The organism is Bradyrhizobium sp. S3.2.6 (assembly GCF_040546885.1).
Taxonomy (GTDB): Bacteria; Pseudomonadota; Alphaproteobacteria; order Rhizobiales; family Xanthobacteraceae; genus Bradyrhizobium; species Bradyrhizobium cytisi.
The window spans coordinates 203305-226167 of sequence record NZ_JBEPOS010000007.1 but is presented as its reverse complement, the minus strand read 5'-3'; the positions used below and the strand labels follow the sequence as shown (position 1 = coordinate 226167).

General features: G+C 64.4%; 17 protein-coding genes, 1 tRNA gene, 1 pseudogene and 2 riboswitches. Of the genes and pseudogenes, 9 read left to right on the top strand and 10 right to left on the bottom strand.

The window, feature by feature from the left end; genetic code table 11:
- Positions 1-10: 10 nt before the first annotated feature.
- Positions 11-340 (bottom strand): DUF6949 family protein, encoded by a 330-nt coding sequence (locus ABID58_RS16275; protein WP_148752872.1) that lies wholly within the window; start codon positions 338-340, stop codon positions 11-13.
- A 223-nt stretch (positions 341-563) separates the two neighbouring features.
- Between ABID58_RS16275 and ABID58_RS16270 the strand changes: the two genes are divergently transcribed.
- Entirely contained in the window at positions 564-1283 is a 720-nt protein-coding gene (locus tag ABID58_RS16270; protein ID WP_354033360.1) for a hypothetical protein, read from the top strand.
- A gap of 435 nt (positions 1284-1718) precedes the next feature.
- Here ABID58_RS16270 and ABID58_RS16265 read toward each other — a convergent pair whose 3' ends face one another.
- Both ABID58_RS16265 and cysE read right to left on the bottom strand, forming a co-directional pair.
- On the bottom strand, positions 1719-1937 hold the full coding sequence (locus ABID58_RS16265) for a DUF3126 family protein (RefSeq protein ID WP_148752868.1): 219 nt from the start codon (positions 1935-1937) through the stop codon (positions 1719-1721).
- 121 nt (positions 1938-2058) lie between these two features.
- A complete protein-coding gene (gene cysE / locus ABID58_RS16260; RefSeq protein WP_148752867.1) occupies positions 2059-2883 on the bottom strand; it encodes a serine O-acetyltransferase in 825 nt (274 codons plus the stop codon).
- A 276-nt stretch (positions 2884-3159) separates the two neighbouring features.
- Between cysE and ABID58_RS16255 the strand changes: the two genes are divergently transcribed.
- Entirely contained in the window at positions 3160-4641 is a 1482-nt protein-coding gene (locus ABID58_RS16255) for a hypothetical protein (protein ID WP_354033359.1), read from the top strand.
- Here the strand turns inward: ABID58_RS16255 and ABID58_RS16250 are convergent.
- Entirely contained in the window at positions 4522-5277 is a 756-nt protein-coding gene (locus ABID58_RS16250; protein ID WP_148752865.1) for an alpha/beta fold hydrolase, read from the bottom strand. The two genes, ABID58_RS16255 and ABID58_RS16250, sit on opposite strands and share 120 nt — an antisense overlap.
- Positions 5278-5398: 121 nt before the next feature.
- Entirely contained in the window at positions 5399-6535 is a 1137-nt protein-coding gene (locus ABID58_RS16245) for a hypothetical protein (RefSeq protein WP_354033358.1), read from the bottom strand.
- 307 nt (positions 6536-6842) lie between these two features.
- Between ABID58_RS16245 and ABID58_RS16240 the strand changes: the two genes are divergently transcribed.
- Both ABID58_RS16240 and ABID58_RS16235 read left to right on the top strand, forming a co-directional pair.
- Positions 6843-7088 carry a zinc-finger domain-containing protein gene (locus ABID58_RS16240; RefSeq protein WP_007602543.1) on the top strand — a complete coding sequence of 82 codons (246 nt, stop codon included), beginning with the start codon at positions 6843-6845 and terminating at the stop codon, positions 7086-7088.
- Positions 7089-7107: 19 nt separating this feature from the next.
- A complete protein-coding gene (locus tag ABID58_RS16235) occupies positions 7108-8310 on the top strand; it encodes an FAD-dependent monooxygenase (protein ID WP_354033357.1) in 1203 nt (400 codons plus the stop codon).
- Between the two features lie 18 nt (positions 8311-8328).
- Here ABID58_RS16235 and ABID58_RS16230 read toward each other — a convergent pair whose 3' ends face one another.
- Positions 8329-8739: a twin-arginine translocation pathway signal gene (locus ABID58_RS16230; RefSeq protein WP_354033356.1), complete on the bottom strand. Its 411-nt coding sequence runs from the start codon at positions 8737-8739 to the stop codon at positions 8329-8331.
- A 173-nt stretch (positions 8740-8912) separates the two neighbouring features.
- On the opposite strand from ABID58_RS16230, the gene ABID58_RS16225 reads away from it, so the two are divergent.
- Positions 8913-9001: transfer RNA gene (locus ABID58_RS16225), tRNA-Leu, on the top strand.
- A gap of 1317 nt (positions 9002-10318) precedes the next feature.
- Here ABID58_RS16225 and ABID58_RS16220 read toward each other — a convergent pair.
- Positions 10319-11626: a hypothetical protein gene (locus tag ABID58_RS16220; RefSeq protein WP_354033355.1), complete on the bottom strand. Its 1308-nt coding sequence runs from the start codon at positions 11624-11626 to the stop codon at positions 10319-10321.
- Between the two features lie 329 nt (positions 11627-11955).
- Here ABID58_RS16220 and ABID58_RS16215 point away from each other — a divergent pair, with 329 nt between their 5' ends.
- Positions 11956-13206, top strand: coding sequence for a multidrug effflux MFS transporter (locus ABID58_RS16215; RefSeq protein ID WP_354033393.1), 1251 nt, complete (start codon positions 11956-11958; stop codon positions 13204-13206).
- A 204-nt stretch (positions 13207-13410) separates the two neighbouring features.
- Here ABID58_RS16215 and ABID58_RS16210 read toward each other — a convergent pair.
- The 3 genes and pseudogenes from ABID58_RS16210 to ABID58_RS16200 all read right to left on the bottom strand — a co-directional run bounded on the left by ABID58_RS16210 (position 13411) and on the right by ABID58_RS16200 (position 18625).
- Positions 13411-15009: pseudogene (locus ABID58_RS16210) on the bottom strand (glycosyltransferase family 39 protein).
- A 256-nt stretch (positions 15010-15265) separates the two neighbouring features.
- Positions 15266-16873, bottom strand: a complete 1608-nt coding sequence (locus ABID58_RS16205; RefSeq protein WP_354033354.1) for an ABC transporter substrate-binding protein — start codon at positions 16871-16873, stop codon at positions 15266-15268.
- Between the two features lie 141 nt (positions 16874-17014).
- On the bottom strand, positions 17015-18625 hold the full coding sequence (locus ABID58_RS16200; protein WP_354033353.1) for an ABC transporter substrate-binding protein: 1611 nt from the start codon (positions 18623-18625) through the stop codon (positions 17015-17017).
- A 270-nt stretch (positions 18626-18895) separates the two neighbouring features.
- On the opposite strand from ABID58_RS16200, the gene ABID58_RS16195 reads away from it, so the two are divergent.
- The 3 genes from ABID58_RS16195 to ABID58_RS16185 all read left to right on the top strand — a co-directional run bounded on the left by ABID58_RS16195 (position 18896) and on the right by ABID58_RS16185 (position 22863).
- The gene (locus ABID58_RS16195) at positions 18896-20026 is read left to right on the top strand and encodes a M20/M25/M40 family metallo-hydrolase (RefSeq protein ID WP_354033352.1); all 1131 of its coding nucleotides are present in this window, start codon (positions 18896-18898) and stop codon (positions 20024-20026) included.
- Between the two features lie 94 nt (positions 20027-20120).
- Positions 20121-20225: riboswitch (glycine riboswitch) on the top strand.
- Positions 20226-20228: 3 nt separating this feature from the next.
- Positions 20229-20356: riboswitch (glycine riboswitch) on the top strand.
- 68 nt (positions 20357-20424) lie between these two features.
- On the top strand, positions 20425-21738 hold the full coding sequence (locus ABID58_RS16190; protein WP_354033351.1) for a D-amino acid dehydrogenase: 1314 nt from the start codon (positions 20425-20427) through the stop codon (positions 21736-21738).
- Between the two features lie 183 nt (positions 21739-21921).
- Positions 21922-22863, top strand: a complete 942-nt coding sequence (locus tag ABID58_RS16185) for an ABC transporter permease (RefSeq protein WP_354033350.1) — start codon at positions 21922-21924, stop codon at positions 22861-22863.

The following is a 22863-nucleotide window of genomic DNA, read 5'->3' as shown; positions in this document are numbered from 1 at the left end:
CTGCAAGGCGTCAGCCCAGCACGCCGGTGGCGCGCAGCGTCATCAGGAAGAAGGTGCCGCTCATCATGCTCCAGAAGCCGGCGATGACGGTCGCCATCATCACGAACTCGAAGCGGCGGCTTTCCAGCCGCATGCCGCGCAGCGTGTTGCGCATGATGATGAAGGGCGCCGCGAACACCAGGAACGGCACCGCCGCAAACGTCCTGGGAGCCACGCCTTCCTGCAACAGCCCGAAACCGGCCGGCCGTTGCGACATCGCCTGGTATCCGTTTGCGAGCGCGCCCGCGAGCGCGAAGCCGATGCCGATCGAGAAGAGAGTATTGAAAGCTTCAGGTGTCATCGGAACAGTCCGCCCATACGCAACGCGAGGAGCCTTCCTGTGACAAATCGTGCCGGTTAACGCTACATTATCCTTAAGCGAAGGTTAACGCTGCCGTCCGGCCCACGCAGAGCCCTCACCCGTTCCTGGTAGCCGGGAACCCTCCGCGATATCGCCGCCGCGTGGCATATTCGCCGGTGATTCGTCGGCCGCCGGCCGACCTCGGGCCCATTTGCGCGACATCATGACGGTGTTTTCGGTAACCTCTCCCCGCTCATCCAGGACAAGCGCAAGGATGCGCACCCGGGCGCATCTCGTGCCGTTTGCGCTCACCGGCGCATTCGCGGCGAGCGCGATCGCGCTGGTTGCCTATCTGCTGTGGCCGACCTGGAGCACGGGCGGCGCGGACGCGCCGGACAAGCTGCCGGTCAGCGTCGGCGGAACGCTGTTCAACCTGCCGATCCCGGCGATCCGGATGAAGATCCAGCGGCACTCCGGACCGCAGGAGCGCATCGATCTCGATTTCCTCTATCCCTCGCTGGAAGCGCCCAATGGACCGAGGCACGTGACCGCTGAAACGGTGGACACGACGATGCAGCCGATCGACCGCATCTTCCTCTCCATCGCAGCGCATCACGATGCGCTGTCGCCCGAGCAGCGAACCGCGACGATCTATCCGCGCTATTTCGACCAGGCTGCGGCGACACCGGACGACGGGCTGACGATGCGGATGTTCCGCAGCGACACGCCCTATGGCAGCGAGGATCTCTATTCCGCGACGAGCCCCGCGTTCACTGCGCGCTGCACGCGCGACGCGGCGACGCCCGGCATGTGCCTGTCCGAGCGCCGCGTCGGCGGCGCCGACCTCACCTTCCGCTTTCCGCGCAGCTGGCTGTCGCAATGGCGCAACGTCGCGGACGCGATGGAGAAGCTGACGGCGCAATTGCGCGGGCCGCGAAGCTGAGCGCGGAGCCACCGCAACAAAAAGTCGAAAACAACCCCATGCACAGTAGCCCAGCATCGGCCTGACTTCGTATTTTACGAAACCAGGCTTGACCCGTCGGGCAAAACAGGCGCATAATGCCATCATACATCCGTGGGTCTGCACGATGCGGCTTCCGGCGGTGGGAGTTAGCGCGGGTGACGGAGCGGACGGAGCACGACATGGTCGTGCAAGCCGAGCTCGTCGATGCGGAGGGCATCACGGTCGCCGGCGCGGCTGCGCATTCTGGCAAAGAAATCGAACGATGGGTAGCATCCGTCATTGCGAGCGAAGCGAAGCAATCCAGACTGCGTCCGCGGAGATATCTCTGGATTGCTTCGCTTCGCTCGCAATGACGAAGACGCTTCGCAATGACGAAAACGCTTCGCTCGCAATGACGGAAAAGAGAGCGCGCGCCTATTCCTGCTCGACCAGATCGTCTTCCAGGATCGCCATCTGGAACTGGAACGAGCGATCGTCATCCTCGTCGTCGACGAAGAGCACGCCGATGAACTCCTCGCCGATATAGACCTCGGCGGAGTCGTCCTTCTTCGGCCGCGGCACGACGCGGATCTTGGGATTGCCGAATACGCGCTTCAGATACGCATCGAGCTTTCTGACTTCTTTGACGTCCACGGCAAGTCTCCGATCAAAATTGGTCGGCGGGTTTTAGGACGAGACGCGGCGAACCGCCAGCATGAATTGCCAAAGAATTTGGGGACGGAAAGGGCCGGCAAATCCGGCCCTCAACGCGCCTCTAAAGCCCCATCGCGTTGATCATCTGGTCCATGGTGCGCGACGGCTCGGCGCAGCCGGCCTCGCCGACGATCTTGGCGGGCACACCCGCAACCGTGACGTTGTGCGGCACCGGCTTGACCACGACCGAGCCGGCCGCGATGCGCGCGCAATGGCCGATCTCGATGTTGCCGAGGATCTTTGCGCCGGCGCCGATCAGCACGCCGTGGCGAATCTTGGGATGGCGGTCCTCGTTCTCCTTGCCGGTGCCGCCGAGCGTGACGCCGTGCAGGATCGAGACGTCGTCCTCGATGACAGCGGTCTCGCCGCAGACGAAGCCGGTGGCATGGTCGAGAAAGATGCCGCGGCCGATACGCGCGGCGGGATTGATGTCGGTCTGGAACACCGCCGATGCGCGGCTCTGGAGGTAATACGCGAAATCCTTGCGGCCCTTCAGCAAGAGCCAGTGCGCGAGGCGATGGGTCTGGATCGCGTGAAAGCCCTTGAAGTAGAGCAAGGGGTCGATGAAGCGCGAGGTCGCGGGATCGCGGTCGTAGACGGCGACGAGATCGGCGCGGAAGGCATTGCCGAGATCGGGATCGTCGCGCAGCGCCTCGTCATAGGTCTGGCGCACCAGATCGCCCGACAGCGCGGCATGATCGAGCCGGTCGGCGAGACGGTGGATCACCGAGTCTTCCAGGCGGCTGTGATGCAGCACCGTCGAATAGATGAAGGTCGCAAGCTCGGGCTCGCGATGGACAATGTCCTCCGCCTCGCCCCGGATCCGCTCCCAGATCGGATCGAGCGACGCAAGCTTTGCTCCCGGATTGACCTGATGCACTGCCATGGGATCTGCTCTTTCGAATTGGCTCGTTTGGCTGGTTCTATAACACAGTCTAGGCGACAAAGTCCTGACGGGCTTGCCTGAGAGTGAACAGTGCCTTGCCCCGTGAGAGCCCGCCAACACGTTGAAACACAACGGTTTCTCAGAACGCCCCCAGGCGGCAAGGTCGGCTCAAAATGGTCAGAGTCTCGCCAAATTCAAGCCGGGCGGCGTCAAACTATTGGTGAATTTCGCCCCAACCGTGATTGCGGGCATGGTCCGGACAGGGACGGAGCGGATTTGAGCATCACAACCGATCAATTGCGCGCGCGCGCCGCGGGTACGTTTTGGCTGCGGCTGGCGGCGGTGGCTCTGCCCCTCATCATGATCGCGCCGGCCTTCTGGAACGGCTATCCGCTATTGCAATGGGATACCGGCGGCTATCTGGCGCGCTGGTACGAAGGTTATCTCGTCCCCAGCCGCTCCACCGTGTTCGGCCTCTATCTGCACTACGGCGAGAATTTCGGCTTCTGGATCAACCTCGCGGTCCAGTCGCTGGCGACGCTATGGCTGTTGCAGCTGACGCTGCGCGTGCTGGGGCTGATGCAGACATTCCGCTTCGTCGCGATCAGCCTGCTGCTGATGCTGTCGACCGCGCTGCCCTGGCTCGCCAGCATGCTGCTCACCGACATCTTTGCGGGTCTTTCGATCCTGTCGCTGTTCCTGCTGATCACTGGTGCAAGCCGGACTTCGGTGCTCGAAAAAGTCTCGCTGTTCGGCTTCACCGCCTTTGCCGCCGCGACCCACAGCGCCACGCTCGGCGTGCTGCTCGGGCTCTGCGTCGCCGGCTGGATGGCGCGGCCGTTCCTCGGGCGTCGCCTCCCGATTGCCGGACTGGCGCAGGCGAGCCTGACAATCGTCGTGGGCGGCCTGATGCTGATCTCGGCGAACCACGCGCTGTCGGGCAAATGGGCCTGGACGCCCGGCGGCTATGGCGTCGCCTTCGGCCGCATGATGCAGGACGGCATCGTCGCGCGCTATCTTGGCGATCACTGCCCGCATGAGAGCTTCAAGCTCTGTCCCTATCGTAACGAGCTGCCGGCGACAGCCGACGAGTTCCTGTGGGGCACCAGCATGTTCAACACGCTCGGCCGCTTCGAGGGGCTCAACGACGAGATGGGCAACATCGTCGTGCACTCGCTCGCCGACTATCCTGCGTGGCAGGCCGGTGCAGCGCTGCGGGCGATGGGCCAGCAATTGCTGCATGTCGCAACCGGCGAAGGCGCCAGTGTCTGGATCCCGCACACCTACGGCATCATCGAACGCTACATCCCTGCGCAAGTGGCGCCGATGCGCGCGGCGCGCCAGCAAAACCGGGGCGTCAATTTCGACTACGTCAACTGGCTGCACGTCCCCGTCGCGCTGGTCTCGATGCTGGCGCTGGTCGGGCTGCTCGGACACGCACTCGCAAATCGCCGGCTGGACGATCTGACGCTGCTGGCGGCGACCGTGACGCTGGCCTTGCTCGGCAATGCCTTCATCTGCGGCGTGATCTCGGGCCCGCACGACCGCTATGGCGCGCGCATGGTGTGGGTCGCGACCTTCGTGGTGCTGATGGCGCTATTCGGCTCGTCTGGCGACGACGAGCCGGCGGAAGAGACCTCAGCCGCGCCGTGCCAGGAAATCCAGCACGCCGGTCTTGTAGACCTTGTCGCCGACCGCGCGCATGTGGTCGCGGCCCGGAATGTCGAGCACTTCCGAACCGGGGATGATCGCTCCTAACGCGCTGGCCGAACCCGCTACGTCATCGGTCGAGCCGACCGCGATCAGCACGGGCACGTCGATGCGCGCGGCCTCGTCCCTGGTCATGAGATCGCGCGTGCCACGCAGGCAGGCGGCGAGCGCACGGCGATCGGAACGGGTTTGGTCTGCAAACGCACGAAACGTGCGGCCGACGGGATCGGTGACGTCGTCGAGCGAAGGAGCTTCCAGCGCCTTGGCGACGTTCTCGCCGGGCCCGGTGCCCTCGATCAGGCCGCCGATGCCGATGCCGCCGAGGATCGCCGAGCGCAGCCGCTGCGGCTCGTTCAGCCCGAGCCAGGCCGTCATCCGCCCGCCCATCGAATAGCCCATGATGTCGGCCTGCGGGATGGCGAGATGGTCCATCAGCGCGAGCACGTCGCCGGCCATGGTCGGAATCGAATATTGCGCGGGCTCGTAGAGCTTTGCGCTGTCGCCATGGCCGCGATTGTCCAGCGCAATGGCACGGCGGCCGTTCTTGCGCAGCTCCGAGACCCAGGTCGGGTAGACCCAGTTCACGTTCTTGCTCGAGGCAAAGCCGTGCAGCAGGATGATCGGATCGCCCTCGCCTTCGTCGAGGTAGGCAATTTCAACGGCGCCGTTGTGAAAGCTCGGCATCAGCAGTTCCGCAGTGTTTGTGGGGAGGATTGATCTTAGAGCATGATCCGGAAAAGTGTGTAGCGGTTTTCCGGCAAGATCATGCTCAAACAATAACCTAAAGCGCGACGAAGATCGCGCTTTAGGCCGTGACGGCCGTGTTTGCCAGAGCGGCGTCGGCGGCCAGCCGCGCCCGGCGGAGCCGGCGGCGTCGCCTGCGATCGCACCAGGCTTGCGTCAGGCGCTCGGTGGTCGCCTTGATCGAGGACAACAGGCCGAACAGCGTCAAGGCCGCGCCGAGCAGCCACAGCGTGAGATCGAATGCGCCGCCGATGAGCAGCAGCGCACCGCGGCCGAGCAGCTTCATGATCGCGCGTGTCTTGCCGCCTTGCGCTTCCGCAAGCCGCGCCGCGCGCGCGACATCCTTGGGGCCTTCGGCTATGCGCAGCGTGTCCATGGCGCCGCGCGTGCCGGTCTTCTCGGCTACGCGGGTGACGTCCTTGCCGAGCCGGACCAGCGCGCCAGCCTTCTCGACGCGGAACGCGGCCTTGATCGCGCTCACCGTCTCACCCGGCCGCAGTACCGAGCCGGAGGCGACCGCATTCTGGAGCATCGGCGTGTCGACCACTTCGCGCGCCGACCGGCCGGCCCATGCGGCGAGACCTTCGCCGAGCCGTCCGACCTTGCGGGCATCCTTCACCAGCGTCAGCCCGGCGCGCACCGGCGCGGCACCGCCGGCCGACACATAGGTCACGGCCGTCACCGCGAGGCCCGCGGTGGCCAGGCCGAGCACGAGGCGGTCGGTGTCCTCGCCCATGGCGAGATGCTTGCCTTCGCGGACGACGTCCCTGATATCGCCGATCACGAAGAGATCGCCGGCAACGGTCCCGGACAGGCTCGCGACATCATCGGCATTGCCGGTGACGAGCCCGGTGGCAAAGCGCCTGGCGAAATGCGATGTGGAATTTTCAGTTTTGACGGCATCGCTGACCCGGCTCAGGAGATCGTCGGGCAGCGCGATGTTGCGGTCATGCGCGAGCGTGACAAAACTGTCGGCGAGATCGCCATCCCCGGCCGCGAGCGCGGCCTCGATATTGTCCTGAACCAGGCGGTCGTTGTGCGCGAGAGCCGCATCGAGCTTGAGTTCCGACAGGGCCGCGGGATCGTCCCGGGCGGCGAGAATCGCGCCGGCCTCGCGGGCATGCGGTGCTACCTGCACGAGCACAAAGCTGCATGCGGCGATCCCGGTCAATGCTGAGCTGATTCGCAGCCACTTCATGCTGAAAGCCTGGACGGTCCTAAGATCAGTTGCGCCTGATGGTTCGTCTTTTGCCGCAATTATACGCGTCCGCAGACATAGTATGCCAAAATTGCGACACAACGTCCCCGACGAAAGAAGGGCTTCTCTCAGGCCGCAAGATTGTGTCGAATTTGCATGAGCAAATGAGCATGGGGCAATTGCGGAGCTTTCGGTTCCGCTGGACTAGCAATCACCTGCACCCATCAGTATGGTCCGCGGCGCCTTAATGATGCCGCGTCAGTTCGTGATTGTGTCTGCCACCATTGCCACTCCAGGATGAGTTACGATGTCCGACCATGTCGTCCCGCACTTCCATAACGATGCCGGTGTCCCCGTCATCGAGATCGGCTCGCAAGAGTTCATGTGCGTCGGCGCCAACCCTCCGTTCGATCATCCGCACGTCTTCCTCGATCTCGGCAATGACAACGAGATCATCTGCCCGTACTGCTCGACGCTGTACCGCTTCGCGGCCGACCTGAAGGCGGGCGAAGCCCGTCCGCCGGAATGCGTGCTGAAGGACAAGGTGGCCTGACCGTTCACCTCGGTCAGGGGTGGCCCTCCCGCGAACGATCGTCATCGCCGGTGCCGGAATCGGAGGACTGACGGCTGCGCTTGCGCTGGCCGCCCGCGGCTTTCGCATCGTCGTGCTGGAAAAGGCCGAGCGGCTCGAGGACGTCGGCGCCGGCCTGCAACTCTCCCCCAATGCCAGCCGCGTGCTGGTCGAGCTCGGTCTGACGGAACGGCTGAAGCTGCGCGCGGTCGTCCCGGACGCGGTCTCGATCATGAGCGCGCGGGCCGGCGGCGAACTTTTGCGGATGCCGCTCGGCGAACCCGCGGCCCATCGCGCCGGCGCCCCCTATTGGGTGGTCCATCGCGCCGACCTGCAATCCGCGCTCGCCGGCGCGATCGCAGACCATCCCGATATCGACTTGAAGTTGGGCGCGACGTTCGAGGATGTCGCTCCCCATGCCAGGGGACTGACGGTCGTCCATCGCAGCGGAACCATCCGCCGTAGCGATCTCGCCAGCGCCCTGATCGGTGCCGACGGCATCTGGTCGACAGTCCGCCAGCATTTGTTTCCCGAGGTGCAGCCGCGCTTCTCCGGGTTGATCGCCTGGCGCGGCACGCTCGATGCCACGCAGCTGCCCAAGGAATACACCGCGCGGCGGGTCCAGCTCTGGATGGGCTCAAACGCCCATCTCGTCGCCTACCCGATCGCCGGCGGCCGCCAGCTCAACGTGGTCGCGGTGCTGCCGGGCACCTGGAACAGACCGGGTTGGAGCACGCCCGGCGATCCTCTCGAGGTGATGGACGCGTTCGCAGCGCCGCGCTGGCCGCCGACGGCGCGGATGATGCTCGCCGCCGTCGACAGCTGGCGCAAATGGGCGCTGTTCGCCGTTCCGGACGGATGCCCCTGGAGCGAGGGTCAGGTCGCGCTGCTCGGCGACGCCGTGCACGCGATGCTGCCGTTCGCAGCCCAGGGCGCCGGCATGGCGATCGAGGATGCAGCCGTGCTCGCCCGGCACCTGAGCGTCGAGGCTGCCGAGAATGCAGCCGGCGTCGCGGCTGCGCTGAAGCAATATGGCCTGATACGTCAGGCCCGTGTCAGGAAGGTGCAGCGCACCGCGCGGCAGCAAGGCCGGATCTATCATCTCGGCGGCCCGTTCGCGCTCGCGCGCGATCTCGCGATCCGCGCACTCGGGCCGGACCGTATGCTGGCGCGGCAGGACTGGATCTACGGCTGGCGGCCCTGACGCGGGAGCCGCAGCGCCCTAGCGTTTCGGAGCGGGCTTGATGTCCGGCCGCTGCGGCACAGTGGTCGCCGGCGCCGCATTGGGCGGCGTTTCCCGGCACCGATTGCTGCGCCAGGCGTCGTCGGCCAACTGCGCCGAGCCACGGACCGCGACGTAATCGTTGCGATAGGCGAGCTCGGACACGACCGCGCCGCCGGTCCCTGTCTCCGCCTTGTCCATCAGCTTCTGCAATTCGGCGGTGCGGGCGGCGAGCGCCTTGCGCTCCCCTTCGAGCTGCTTGCAGTCGTACAATTCGTATTTGGCGGGATCGGCAAAGCCCGGAGCGATCGTCTCGCTCACGCCGGCGCAGCCGGACAGCGCGAAGCCGGCCGCGACCAGCGCGGCAACTGCGCAGCAGGCGCGCAGGGAAGAGGAAAGCGAAGCAGCCATGGCCGGAAAAATAGTCCCCGTGAATTGAGAATGCCTAAAGCAGGGCCAGATGTCCGGATTGAGGCTTTGCCTTGTGCCGCCGGCTCGCTTAAGGAAGAACCGCCCGCCCAGCACGGCAAGCGCCAATTCCAGACGGCTGGACGGGACTTAAGTGTTTGATCTCTTTGGATCAAGCGGGCATGGCGGAATTGGTAGACGCAAGGGACTTAAAATCCCTCGGTGCGCAAGCGCTGTGCCGGTTCGACCCCGGCTGCCCGCACCATTTGAGCTGACGACGCCGACTGCGCCCACAGCAGGATCCAGAAGCAGACGATCGCGACCGTGAGCAGGTCGAATCCGTCCACGAACGCAATGCCGGAGACCGCCACCACGAACGGAATGGCGATCGCGATCGTCAGCACGATCGCCACCATCACCGCAGGCAGGTCGACGATGAGAACGGCGGCATAAAGCGCCGCCTCGAAAAAGGCATAGACCTTCAGTCTCGGCGCGCAGAGATAGAGCGCGTACATCGCGAGCACGGTGATGCGCATCGCGGCGTCGGGATGAGCCATCAGCCAGTCGTCGAGGGCCTGAAGCGGCGAGGTCTTCGCCGGCGTGGTCTTGGCGCCCCTGCCCCGTGCCCTGACCATGCGCCAGACGAAAATGCCGAGCGGCGCGAGCACGAGCGCGACCGCGATGAGCCCATAGAGGATGGCAACGACCGGCTTGCTGCCGGCGAGCGACACGCTGTCCGCAAGTGTCTGGGCGAAGAAGAGCAGAGACGGATTATCCTCGCTTCCCGGCGAATGCTGTCCGGGAATCTGGCCGAAGATCGCGCTCAACCAGCTTGAAAACAGCTCGGGATAGAACACCATTGAAACCAGAATCGGCAGCGCGAACATGCCCGCCGCCACCGCGATCAGGACAAGCCTGCGACGTCTCGGCTGCGGCAGGAGATAGAGCGCGGCGAGGACCGGGACAAACACCAGCTTGAACGAGGTGACGAGGCCGAGCAGGGCCGCACCGGCGAGCTGCGGCACGAAGCCCGCATCCTTGCGCCCTTCGGACTGCGCGGGACGCAGCAGCAGTGCAAGCGATGCAGCCGTCAGCAGGCCGCTCAGCATCGCGAAATTGCCGCTCGCCAAAACCCATTCGAACCCGAGAAAACCCCCAAGCGCGAACACGCCACGCAGCACGACATCGCGCAGGCCCTCGCGGCCCCTGCCGAGACCGGGCAGCAGCAGCACGCAGATCAGCCCAAGAACGAGATAGATGGCCTTGTAATGCGCGACGAGAAAGCCGCCGGCACAGAGCGGCCGAAAGGCATCGAGGGTGACCGGAAGATAGGGGTAGGAAAGATCGGTGCCCTTCAGGTTTCTGACGAAATAGGGATCGCGTCCCTCGCGATGAGCATCGACTGCCGCACAATTGACCCGCACGTCCGCGCCAAAAGTGTTGTTGACGCTGAGATCGACGGCGACCGCCGTGGGGAGCAATACGGCCAAGATCAGCAGGAAGCGGCTCAGCCGGCTCCTCCGCGGCGCCCCCGCGGCAAGCGACCGCTCCGCTCCTGCGTCTGCAGACGAGGCGACGCTCGTCATGGACGCACGGCCTTCTGCTCGAGGCGTTCCGGCTCGGCTCGAAAATCGAGCAACAGGATCCAGAAGCACATCAGTGCGACCGCGAGCTGGACAAAACCACCTTCGATCGTAACCCCCGTGATCGAGACCAGCGTCGGAACGGCAACGCCGATGGTCAGGACCGCTGCAAGGGCTGCGGCCGGAAGATCGACGATCAGGACGGCGGCGTAGACCGCGAGCTCGAAGAACGCATATTCCTTCAGGCGCGGCGAGCAGAGATAGAGGCCGTACATCGCAAGCACCGTGATCCGCATCGCGGCCTGGGGATGATCGATCAGCCAGCGGTCGAGGCGCGCCGGCAACGATCCCTCATTGTTGCGGATCGCGCGCAGCAGCGACCAGCCGAGTGGCGCGAGCACGAGCGCACTCGCCGCCAGCGCGTAAATGGCGAACACGAGCGGCTTGCTGTCGGCAAGTCCAACGCGGTCCACGATGGTCTGTGCCCACAGCAGCAGCGACGGATTGGTTTCCTCGATCTGGACAGAATGCTGACCGGGGATCCCGCCCGTGATCGCGAGCAACCAGCTCGAGAACAAGCCTGGATAGAAGACGAGCGAAACCAGGATCGGCAGCGCGAAGCCGAGGCCCGCCACCGTCATCAGGACAAGTTTCCGCCGCCGCGGCAGCGGCAGGAAATAGAGCGCGGCCAGTACCGGGCAGAAGACCAGCTTGAACGACATCACGATGCCGAGCAGTGCCGCCCCTGCCATGCGAGGGACATCATGCCGATCATCGGGCTTCGCGGGGCGAAGCAGAAGGGCAAGTGCTGCGGCGGTCAGTCCGCCGCCGAGGATCGCGAAATTGCCCGAGGCCAGCACCCATTCGAAACCAACGAACGCGCCGAGCACGTAAAGTCCCCTCAGCGCCACGTCGCGCAAGCTGCGTGTCCGGCCGATTCCGGGCAGTACCACGCCGCAGAGCACGGCGATGGCGAGAAAGACGCCGCGGCGATGGTCGACAAGAAAGCCGCCTGCGCACAACGGACGAAAGGCGTCCAGCGTCGCCGGCAGATAGGGATAAGAGAACCGGGTGCCCTTCAGATTTTTCACGTAGTACGGATCGAGCCCGTCGACATGGGCCTCGACCGCGGCGCAGTTGACGCGGATGTCCCAGCCGTAATTCATATCGGGCGCGGCATAGTTGGCGAGATTGCCGAGCACCAGCACCGCCACCAGTGCGATCAGGCAGGCAAGCCGGGCGTTGCGCTGGCCGGCCATCTCGGCCGACGGTCCCGACCATCGTGCTGTTCCGGTGACGTCCGACACCCCTGATACCCTGCCTGCTCGCTATATCCCCTCAACGCCGCCTGATCGGCGTCCGGTCAGGCCACATTGGACAGGATGCGTTGCGGATTCATCTCCCCGACTGGTTGTCCCCGGTGTTATGGTGAATCCCTGGTTTCAAACTTGTGCCTGGCGCGACGCGCGGGCGGCCAGTCGCGCGTGACGGCGGCGACGATCTCGATCTGCCTGAGCCGGCGACCTCTTCACCATTTGTTGTCCCTCCCGGTCCCGCCTGACAGCCATCCCAAAACATGGGTTGTGCGATGCAGCATGGGCCTTAGATGTTCGCTCTGGAATCAAAGGTGAGCTGCTTGTCCGACGTCAATGCCGACGACTGGGTGTCCTCCGGGCACCGTCCGATGGGTTTTCCCGAATTCGTTGTCGTGATCGCGTCCATCATGGCGCTGAATCCGCTCGCGATGGACATGATGCTGCCGGCGCTGCCCAATATCGGGGCGGCTTTCGGCATTCCCAACGCCAACCATCTTCAGCTCGTGCTGTCGACCTTCCTGATCGGCTTCGGCGCGGGACAGTTCGTCATGGGTCCGTTGTCGGACCGGTTCGGGCGCCGGCCGGTGCTGCTCGGCGGCATGGCGGTCTATGCGGTGGCGAGCGTGCTGGCGGTCGCAGCGCCCTCGTTCGAGACGCTGCTGCTCGCCCGTGCGCTTCAGGGCCTCGGCACCTCGGCGACGCGCGTGATCGCGACCTCGATCGTGCGCGACTGCTATGCCGGCCGCCGCATGGCGAGCGTGATGTCGCTTGCCATGATGATTTTCATCGCCGTGCCCGTGATCGCGCCCTCGTTCGGACAGGCCGTGCTGCTGGTCACGCAATGGCGCGGCATTTTCGTCGTGCTGATGCTCTACGGCGTGCTCGCGCTCGCATGGAGCGTGTTGCGGCTGCCCGAAACCCTCCCCGAGTCCGAACGCAGATCGCTGGCGCCGGCCGACGTGCTCTCGGCCTTCCGCCAGACCGTCACCAACCGCCAGACCATCGGCTATGCGACGGCCGCCGGCGCCGTCATGGGCGCGCTGTTCGCCTTCGTATTCTCCGCGCAGCAGGTGTTCACCGGCATCTATCACCTCGGCCACTATTTCCCGCTCGCCTTTGCGGCAATCGCGGCCGGCACCGCCATTGCCGGTTTCCTCAACGCCAGATTTGTCGGCACGCTCGGCATGCGCGTGATCTCACACGGCGCGCTGACGCTCTACACCGCGGTGGCCGGCGTGATGCTGCTGACCGAGATCCTCGGTGTGCTGCCGCTTCCGCTGTTCATGGTGCTGTCGGCGCTGATGATGTTCTCGTTCGGCATGATGGTCGCCAATTTCACCGCGCTCGCGATGGAGCCGCAGGGCCACATCGCCGGCACCGCCTCCTCGCTCTACGGCTCGATCACGACGCTGATCGGCATCGCGGTCGGAACCGCGATCGGCCAGAGCTTTGACGGCACGCTGCTGCCGTTCTCGATCGGATTCTTCCTGTCGACGCTCGCAGCGCTCGCGATCGTTCTGGTGGTGGAGAAGGGACGGCTGTTCAAGCCGCATCATCGGCCCATCGTGTGAGGAACTTCGCAGGCGCCTCGATGTTGTCCTGCAGCATTTTCGAGAGATCGCCTCATGGAACCGAAACGCAACGAAACCGATCACGCGTCGGAACAGACTGAGGCGCAGCGAAAGGCTGCTGACGCAAAGCGGCCCGCCTCCACACCGCCCTTCGCAAGCGAAGGCCTTGAACGGGTGCGCGACAGCCATTGCTGAGCGGCGCGCCTATTCCGGATTGCGCCTGCTGGCGCTGAAATCCTGCGCTGCGCTTTCGGGCGATGCGCCGCTGCTCGCGCGCGGCGGTACCATCAGCACGACCACGTTCCGGCTCAGGCCCGGCCGGCCCCACAGCGAGGCCTCCACGGTGAATTCCCGCCTGACAAAGTTTTCGGCGCGCGCGGACACCCATTCCATCCAGCGGCCGCAATCATCCTGATCACGGAAACAGAGCGCTGCCCAACCCCGGTCGAGCGTCGTCTGGCGCGGCAGGCCCCAATCGTACTGGTGCTCGAACGGCCGCGAATAATGCGGATGATCCGGACTGTAGAAGGCCGTGGCGAAGGCCAGCGCATCGTCGCCGCTGACGGCACTGAGCGGCTCGCCGGTCAGCTCGCGCCATTGCCGGGTGAGCTCGCTGGCTGCCTGCGCTTAAAGATTCCGTCCCTCTTCATAACCGTGGCTATTGCGATAGACGGCATGGATCGGCGCGGCGACCAGCACGGCGACAAGCGCAACGCCGGCGACAATGACCGCCACATTGACGGTGTAGAACCGTTCGACGGGATAACGCGCGCCGCAGACGATCAGCACGACGAACAGGAACAATCCCTGCAAGCCCCATAGCGACGGCAGATCCGTGCCCATCGCGAGCGATGTCAGCACCGGCAGGACGATGGTGCCGATGGCGACGTAGAAGAGAAGCCGAAGGCCCGGGCTCATCGCGGCGAAGTCGGCCGGAAACTGCTTGAGCCGCGTACCCGCGATGAGCACCCAGATCGCGGCGGCGACGCTGATGGCCGCCAGGAGTCCCAGCAGAAAATTCCTGACGTCACCGAGCGAGCTGACGGCATTGCCGTTGGCGTGGTTCAGCGCGTAGGTGAAGGTCGATGCGCCCGTGGTCGCGAGCCAGTAGATGTGCGGTGACAGCGCCGCGAGCCCGGTGACGACCGAAATCCAGGGCGACGCCGAGCTGAAATAGGCGCGCCGCGCCGGATGCGCCAGCGCGGCGAATGCAAAGCTCGTGACCAGGAAGATCGAGTAATATTTTCCGGCCATGGCGAGCGCCGTGGTGCATCCAAGCGCGACCGCCCAGACAGCGGACCTGGTCTCGAACGCGCGTAGAAAACACCATATGGCAAGCGGCCAGATCGCGAGCAGCACGGCATTGGCGTTGAAGCGCTGGGCGTGGAATTGATAGGCCGGCGTCAGCATGAGGAGCAGGAGCACCAGGATGCGCTTGTGCCCGGTCACGAATTGCCGCGCGACGCAATCGACGAAGACCAGCGCGAGGCCCGCGTTCACCATCGCCATCAGTTGCAGCGACCAGTCGCTGGGCGGGAAGACGGCGGTCCATGCAGTCGCGATCCAGCCCATCAGCGGCGGATGCTTGTGATAGCCGAAGGCGAAATTGCGTCCCAGCGTCCAGGCCTCGAGCGTGTCGGGATGCAGCCCGCCGCCGGCATAGGCGATGGCGAGATACAGCGCCCAGATCGCAACGAAGCACGCGATGAGGAGCGGCACGGCCCAGCCTGCCTCAACGCCATCCAGCCAGCGCAGCAATGGCCGGCGCCAGCGCGACGGCGCGCGATCCGACTGTTCGGCCATCGCCTGCAATGCAAAATCGAGCAAGGGAATCAAACCAACGGATTCAAATCGATGGAAGGGAAAGTGATGTCCGAGGACCAACCATCTATTTCAGTTCGGAAACAAATAGCAATGATTGGAGTCTGGAAGACTTAAAGTTCGGCGGATTTCGCCGACGCAGGACCGCCAAACCACAACGGCGCCGCTGATGATGGCGGCGCCGCGTGATGATTGGACGAAAGGTGCAGGGAAACATCTTTCCCTGTTCCGACTTGCCTTACTCGGACTTGTCGATGTTCCAGAACACCGGCGTCGCCGGGCCGTCGAGCACGCCGGAGAGCGACTTCCGCCACGCGCTTGGCGCCTGATACTGACCGAGCGGGACATAGAGCACCTGATCATAGGTCTCTTTCTGGATCTCGGTTGCCACTTTCCTCTGATCATCGAGCGAGGCCGCGCGAACGAAGGCGTCCTTGAGCTGCTCGACCCTGGCGTCCTCCGCCCAGCCGAACCAGCCGCCCTTCTTGCCCTGCCCGCCGACAGCGACATTGGAGATCGGATTGACCACGTCGGCGCTGACCCAGTTTGTGATGAACATGTTCCAGCCGCCCTCCTTCGGGGGCTTCTGGCTGGCGCGCCGGCTCACCACCGTCTGCCAGTCGGTCGCCTGCAGATCGACCTTGAAGCCGGCTTCGCGCAGTTGCTGGGCCACGACGATCGGTTGAGCCTTCAGCGTCAGCACGTCGCCCGGCGCCATGAGCACAATTGGTGTCCCGTCGTAGCCGGACTCGGCGAGCGCCTTCCTGGCCGCAGCAATGTCGCCGCCCTTCGCGAGGGTCTCACCGCCGATATCCGTCGCGAACGGCGTGTCGCAGATGAAGACCGCGGCGCAAGTCTTGTAGTATTTGGGATTGCCGATCAGCGCGTCGAGCACGTCCTTCTGGTTGACCGCCAGCAGTGCAGCGCGGCGGACCTTGACGTTATCGAATGGTGGATGGAGGAAGTTCATCCGCGCGCCGGTCTGGAAGCCGAACTTGTTCAGGATTTCGAGCTTGAGCTCCTTGTCGGCTTCGATGCTGGGCAACATTTCGAAGGCAGGATTTTCCATGAAATCGATGTCGCCCGACTGCAGCGCGTTCAATGCGGTCTGCGCATCCGGCATCGTGATCCATTCGACGCGATCGACCTTCACCACCTTGCCGCCGGTGGTCCAGCTCGCCGGCTCCTTGCGCGGCAGGTAGTCCGTGTTCTTGACGTAGACCGACTTCACCCCGGGCTGGAATTCGGCCTGCACGAACTTGAAGGGCCCGGAGCCGATCTGCTCGGGAATCTGCTTCTCCGGCGGCGTCTCGGCGAGACGCTTCGGCATCATGAAAGCGACCCGCGAGGACGGCTTGCCGATCGATTCCAGCACGAGCGCGTACGGCTCCTTCAGCTTCAGCGTGATGGTCTTGGGATCGGTCGCCTCGATGCTGGCGGTGAACAGCATCATCTGCTGCCCCATGCCATCGACGGCGGCCCAGCGCTTCAGGGAGGCGACGCAGTCTTCCGCGGTGACCGGCGTACCGTCATGCCACTTCAGTCCATCGCGCAGCGTGAAGGTGTAGGTGAGCTTGTCGTCCGAGATCTTCCAGTCGGCCATCTGCGGCTGGATCTTGAAGTTCGCATCCGTCGCGATCAGCGTGTCGTAGACCATGTAACCATGATCACGCGCGATGTAGGCGCTGGTGAAGATCGGATCGAGGATGCGCAGATCCGAATGCATCACGGCGGTAATGGTCTTGCCTGCGGCAAGAACTGGCGAGGCCAGTGCCGAGAGCGCCACGACTGAAATCGCAAGTGTGGAGACGAACGCCCGACGCCCCCGGCGCATGAGTTGGAACATTGAAGTTCTCCTGACGAGTTCTGCCGACAAGTTCTCCCGACGAATTCTCCTGGCGAGCAGCGCCGCTGATGACAGCGGCGCCGCGTGATAGGTCGGGACAGAAGGCGCGCTGACGCGCCTTCGCCTGACTCGGAGTTGGCCTTACTCGGACTTGTCGATGTTCCAGAACACCGGGGTCGCCGGGCCGTCGAGCACGCCGGAGAGCGACTTCCGCCATGCGCTCGGCGCCAGATACTGGCCGAGCGGCACGTAGATCACCTGGTCATAGGCTTCCTTCTGGATCTCGGTCGCGATCTTCTTCTGATCGTCGAGCGAGGCAGCGCGGACGAAGTCGTCCTTGAGGTTCTCGATCTTGGCGTCTTCCGCCCAGCCGAACCAGCCGCCCTTCTTGCCCTGACCGCCGATCGAGAGATTGGAGATCGGGTTGGACACGTCGGCGCTGACCCAGTTGGTGAAGAACATGTTCCAGCCGCCCTCCTTCGGGGGCTTCTGGCTGGCACGACGGCTCACCACCGTCTGCCAGTCGGTCGCCTGCGCGTCGACCTTGAAGCCGGCTTCGCGGAGCAGCTGCACCGCGACCGTCGGCTGCGCCTTCAGCGTGACGACATCGCCGGGCACCATGACCACGATGGGCGTGCCGTCATAGCCGGACTCGGCGAGCGCCTTCTTGGCTTCCGCCATGCCGTTGCCCTTGACCAGCGTCTCGGAGCCGACGTCGGTTGCGAACGGGGTGTCGCAGATGAAGAAGGCGCCGCAGACCTTGTAGTACTTCGGGTTGCCGACCAGCGCGTCGAGCACGTCCTTCTGGTTCATCGCCAGGAAGGCGGCGCGGCGGATCTTCGGATTGTCGAAGGGCGGATAGAGGAAGTTCATGCGGCCAAGCGTTTGGTAGCCGAACTTGTTCAGCGTATCGACCTTGAGGTCGGGATTGCCTTCAAGCACCGGCAGCAGATCCCACGGTGGCACTTCCATGAAGTCGATGTCGCCCGACTGCAGCGCGTTCACCGCGGTCTGCGAGTCCGGCATGGTGATCCACTCGACGCGGTCGACCTTCACCACCTTGCCGCCGGCGGTCCAGCTCGCCGGCTCCTTGCGCGGCACGTAGTCGGTGTTCTTGACGTAGACCGCCTTCACGCCGGGCTGGAATTCGCCCTGCACGAACTTGAACGGACCGGAGCCGATCTGCTCCGGAATCTGCTTGTCCGGCGGCGTCTCGGCGAGGCGCTTCGGCATCATGAAGGGCACGCGCGAGGACGGCTTGCCGATCGATTCCAGCACGAGCGCGTACGGCTCCTTCAGCTTCAGCGTGATGGTCTTGGCGTCGGTCGCCTCGATGCTGGCCGTGAAGGTCATCATCTGCTGGCCCATGCCGTCGACGGCGGCCCAGCGCTTCAGCGAGGCGACGCAGTCTTCCGCCGTCACCGGCGCGCCGTCATGCCACTTCAGGCCGTCGCGCAGCGTGAAGGTGTAGGTGAGCTTGTCGTCGGAGATCTTCCAGTCCGCCATCTGCGGCTGGATCTTGAAGTTCGCATCCGTCGTGATCAGCGTGTCATAGACCATGTAGCCATGGTCACGCGTGATGTAGGCGGTGGTGAAGATCGGATCGATGATGCGCAGATCCGAATGCATCACCGCGGTGATGGTCTTGCCGGCCGCAAACACCGGCGAGGCCATCGCCGTCGCAAGCGCGACGACCGACAGCGCGAGTGTGGAGGCGAACGCGCGTCGCCCCCGGCGCATCAAGCTCAACATAGAAAGTTTCTCCTGGCGTGAAACTGTTCAAAGGCAGGTTATTGGTTGGGCATTCGGTTCGTTCCTTAGGCGAACTAACCTCATGCAATGCCTTTATCTTTTCGAGACTTGCAGACAGTGTTGAGCGCGTCAATCCGGTTTCGGTGCAGCCCATGGCATCGCATGCACGGGGCTCCGCAATGACCGGTTTGGCTCTACAACTCTTTCCGCTTGTCCTGTCCGCGCTGATGCAATGCGCATTCCATCTTTTGAAGCTTGAGAGACATCAAGATGAATCCAGCCAATCTTCCCTTCGATTCCGAGGCGATGCTCGAGGGCCTGCGCACCTGGGTGGAATGCGAGAGCCCGACCTGGGACGCAGGAGCGGTCAACCGTATGCTCGATATCGCAGCGCGGGATATGGCGATCATGGGTGCGACCATCGAGCGCATCGCCGGCCGTCAGGGCTTTGGCGGCGTCGTCCGCGCGCGCTTCCCGCATCCAAAGCAGGGCGAGCCGGGCATCCTGATCGCCGGGCACGTGGATACCGTCCACCCGGTCGGCACCATCGAGAAGCTGAAATGGCGGCGCGAGGGCAACAAGTGCTACGGCCCCGGCATCTACGACATGAAGGGCGGCAACTATCTCTCGCTGGAAGCGATCCGGCAGCTGGCGCGCGCGTCCTTCACAACGCCGCTGCCGATCACCATCCTGTTCACGCCCGACGAGGAAGTCGGCACGCCCTCGACGCGCGACATCATCGAGGCGGAAGCTGCGCGCAACAAATATGTGCTCGTGCCCGAGCCCGGCCGCGCCGACAACGGCGTCACCACCGGACGTTACGCCATCGCGCGATTCAATCTGGAAGCGACGGGGCGGCCGAGCCACGCGGGCGCGACCCTGTCGGCGGGACGCTCGGCCATCCGCGAGATGGCAAGGCAGATTCTTGCGATCGACGCGATGACGACGGAAGACTGCACCTTCTCGGTCGGCGTCGTGCATGGCGGACAATGGGTCAATTGCGTGGCCACGACCGCGACCGGCGAAGCGCTCTCCATGGCGAAGCGCCAGGCCGATCTCGACCGCGGCGTCGAGCGGATGCTGGCCCTGTCGGGCACCGCGAACGACGTCAGCTTCAAGGTGACGCGTGGCGTGACGCGGCCGGTGTGGGAGGCGGATGCCGGCACCATGGCGCTGTATGAAAAGGCGCGCGGCATAGCCAAATCTCTCGGCACGGAATTACCGCGTGCGAGCTCCGGCGGAGGCTCCGACGGCAACTTTACGGGCGCGATGGGAATTCCGACGCTCGACGGTCTCGGCGTGCGCGGCGGCAATGGCCACACGCTCGAGGAGTTCATCGAGGTCGAGAGCCTGGTTGAACGCGGGCGCTTGATGGCCGGGTTGCTTGCGACGCTGGAGTAATTGAATCAACTTCGCACTGCACAATGTGTTGGCAGGCGCGGTTCAAATTTAGCCTTGTCTAAAAATAAGGCGCATCGTACTGCTCGATGGTCCACGCGACGATGCGGGAGAGATCGCAATGAAGGCTTCCCGCTTTCATTGCGGCGCCGACGGAGCAACCGCCCCGGAAACTCTCAGGCAAAAGGACTGTTTCGTCAGGACGATCTGGAGAGAGACGGCACGAATGAGACATCGTGACGTCCACCGAAGGGGATAGTCCGTATTGGCCTTGTGAGGTCCGCCCTCGCCGAGGTCCGTGTCGGATCAAGCTCTCAGGTAACCGTGACAGATGGGGCGCCGCCAACGGCTTTCGGGCCGGCGGTTAGCCGACTCTAACTCACGGGAGCCCCGACTTCATCATGACTCATATCGCCATCATTGGCGCCGGCATCACCGGCGTAACGACTGCCTATGCCCTGCTCGAACGCGGCTTTGAGGTGACGGTGCTCGACAAGCATCGCTACGCCGCGATGGAGACCTCGTTTGCGAACGGCGGGCAGCTCTCCGCCAGCAATGCCGAGGTGTGGAATAGCACCGCCACGATCCTGAAAGGCCTGCGCTGGATGTTCCGGCGCGACGCGCCGCTGCTGATGAACCCGCGGCCGAACTGGCACAAATATTCCTGGATGAGCGAGTTCGTCGCCAATATCGGAAACTACCGCGCCAACACGATTCTGACCACGCGGCTCGCGATCGAAGCCCGCAAGCACCTGTTCGAGATTGCGGCACGCGAAGGCATCGACTTCGATCTCGAACGTCGCGGCATCCTCCACATCTATCACGACAGGAAGGGTTTCGAGTCCGGCCTGCGCGTCAACGCACTGCTGCAGGAAGGTGGGCTCGATCGGCGCCCGGTGACTTCAGAGGAAATCCGCACGATCGAGCCGACGCTGCGCAAGGATTATTACGGCGGCTTCTACACGCCGTCGGATGCGGCCGGCGACATCCACAAGTTCACGCGCGGGCTGGCGGATGCCTGCAAGCGTCGCGGCGCAACCTTCATCCATGAGGCCAATATCGATTCCATCGCGCAAGTCCGCGGCGGCTTCGTCATCGGCTGGGCTGATCTGTCCGCAAGCGACGCGGTCGCCTCCGCGCGCGGCGTGCTGAAGGTTGATGGCGTCGTGGTCTGCGCCGGCGTTGCCAGCCGTCACTTCGCCGCCATGCTCGACGAGCGCGTCAACGTCTATCCGGTGAAGGGCTATTCGATCACCGTGCACCTCGATACCGACGAAAGCCGTAGCGCGACGCCGACCCTCAGCCTGCTCGACGAAGCCGCCAAGATCGTCACCAGCCGGCTCGGCGCGGATCGTTTTCGCGTTGCCGGCACGGCCGAGTTCAACGACTTCAACCGCGACATCCGCGCCGACCGCGTGCAGCCATTGATCGACTGGGTGCGCAGCAATTTCCCGGCGGTCGAGACGTCTCGCATTATTCCGTGGGCCGGGCTGCGTCCGATGATGCCCGACATGATGCCGGTGGTGCGAGCAGGCCGGATGCCCGGCGTGTTCTTCAACACCGGCCACGGCCATCTCGGCTGGACGTTATCGGCCGCGACCGCGCAAATGATTGCCGCAACCATCGACGGCTGGCGCGGGCTCAACGCGCCGCCAACCGTCCCTTCGCTTCGGGGCGAACTTGCGGTTGAGCGCGAGATGCGCAGTGCATCCTGAGTGGTCGCAAAACCGATGCGGGGCGGCCTCTTGCGACCGCCCTGCCCTTGGCACACAATTTGCCCCGAGACGACGGTTCTCCGGCCGGCTTTTCCAGCCCGAACGACAGGCACGCATGATAGACACGATCGAATCCACGGGTGCCCTCTGGGCGTCGCAAGTTCCGCAGCCGGAGATAGGTTCATGCTAGGTTATCTCATTCGCCGCGTTCTGGCTGCGGTGCCCGTGATGGGCGTCGTCGCGCTGTTCGTGTTCCTGTTGCTGCGGCTGACGCCCGGCGACCCGGCCGCGATTCTCGCCGGCGACAATGCGACGCCGGAGCGGCTGGAGCGGATTCGCGCCTCGCTCGGCCTCAACGAGCCGCTGATCGTGCAGTTCATCACCTGGGTCGGCAAGCTCTTGCACGGCGATCTCGGCACGTCGCTGATCTCCAATTTGCCGGTCATGAAGATGATCGGCCAGCGCGTCGAGCCGTCGATCTCGATCGCGCTGTCGACCATCATCCTCGCCGTCATCGTCGCCGTGCCCTTGGGCGTGATCGCGGCCTGGAAGCACGGCACTTGGATCGACCGTTTCGTGATGGGCCTCTCCGTGCTCGGCTTCTCGGTGCCGGTGTTCGTGGTCGGCTATGTCCTGATCGAGGTCTTTGCGATCGACCTGCGCTGGGTGCCGGTGCAGGGTTTCAAGAGCATCTCGGGCGGCTTCGGCCAGTTCTTCGAGCGCATCATCCTGCCGACCTGCGCGCTCTCCTTCATCTACATCGCGCTGATCGCGCGCATGACGCGCGCGGCGATGCTCGATGTGCTCGGCGAAGATTACGTGCGAACGGCACGCGCCAAGGGCATCAACGAGGTCGCGGTGATGATGCGGCACGCGCTGCGCAACGCCGCTGTGCCCGTGATCACCGTGATCGGTACCGGCTTCGCGCTACTGATCTCCGGCGTCGTCGTGACCGAGAGCGTGTTCAACATCCCCGGCATCGGCCGCCTCACCGTCGATGCGGTGCTGGCGCGCGACTATCCGGTGATTCAGGCGATGATCCTGCTGACCTCGCTGATCTACGTCGTCGTCAATCTCCTGATCGACGTCGCCTACACGCTGCTCGATCCCCGGATCCGGTACTGA

Excerpts from the sequence above, each read along its gene's own strand:
- ABID58_RS16275 (WP_148752872.1), bottom strand. The coding sequence starts at position 340 with ATGACACCTGAAGCTTTCAATACTCTCTTCTCGATCGGCATCGGCTTC.
- ABID58_RS16270 (WP_354033360.1), top strand. The coding sequence starts at position 564 with ATGACGGTGTTTTCGGTAACCTCTCCCCGCTCATCCAGGACAAGCGCA.
- cysE (WP_148752867.1), bottom strand. The coding sequence starts at position 2,883 with ATGGCAGTGCATCAGGTCAATCCGGGAGCAAAGCTTGCGTCGCTCGAT.
- ABID58_RS16250 (WP_148752865.1), bottom strand. The coding sequence starts at position 5,277 with ATGCCGAGCTTTCACAACGGCGCCGTTGAAATTGCCTACCTCGACGAA.
- ABID58_RS16245 (WP_354033358.1), bottom strand. The coding sequence starts at position 6,535 with ATGAAGTGGCTGCGAATCAGCTCAGCATTGACCGGGATCGCCGCATGC.
- ABID58_RS16240 (WP_007602543.1), top strand. The coding sequence starts at position 6,843 with ATGTCCGACCATGTCGTCCCGCACTTCCATAACGATGCCGGTGTCCCC.
- ABID58_RS16230 (WP_354033356.1), bottom strand. The coding sequence starts at position 8,739 with ATGGCTGCTTCGCTTTCCTCTTCCCTGCGCGCCTGCTGCGCAGTTGCC.
- ABID58_RS16205 (WP_354033354.1), bottom strand. The coding sequence starts at position 16,873 with ATGTTCCAACTCATGCGCCGGGGGCGTCGGGCGTTCGTCTCCACACTT.
- ABID58_RS16200 (WP_354033353.1), bottom strand. The coding sequence starts at position 18,625 with ATGTTGAGCTTGATGCGCCGGGGGCGACGCGCGTTCGCCTCCACACTC.
- ABID58_RS16195 (WP_354033352.1), top strand. The coding sequence starts at position 18,896 with ATGAATCCAGCCAATCTTCCCTTCGATTCCGAGGCGATGCTCGAGGGC.
- ABID58_RS16190 (WP_354033351.1), top strand. The coding sequence starts at position 20,425 with ATGACTCATATCGCCATCATTGGCGCCGGCATCACCGGCGTAACGACT.
- ABID58_RS16185 (WP_354033350.1), top strand. The coding sequence starts at position 21,922 with ATGCTAGGTTATCTCATTCGCCGCGTTCTGGCTGCGGTGCCCGTGATG.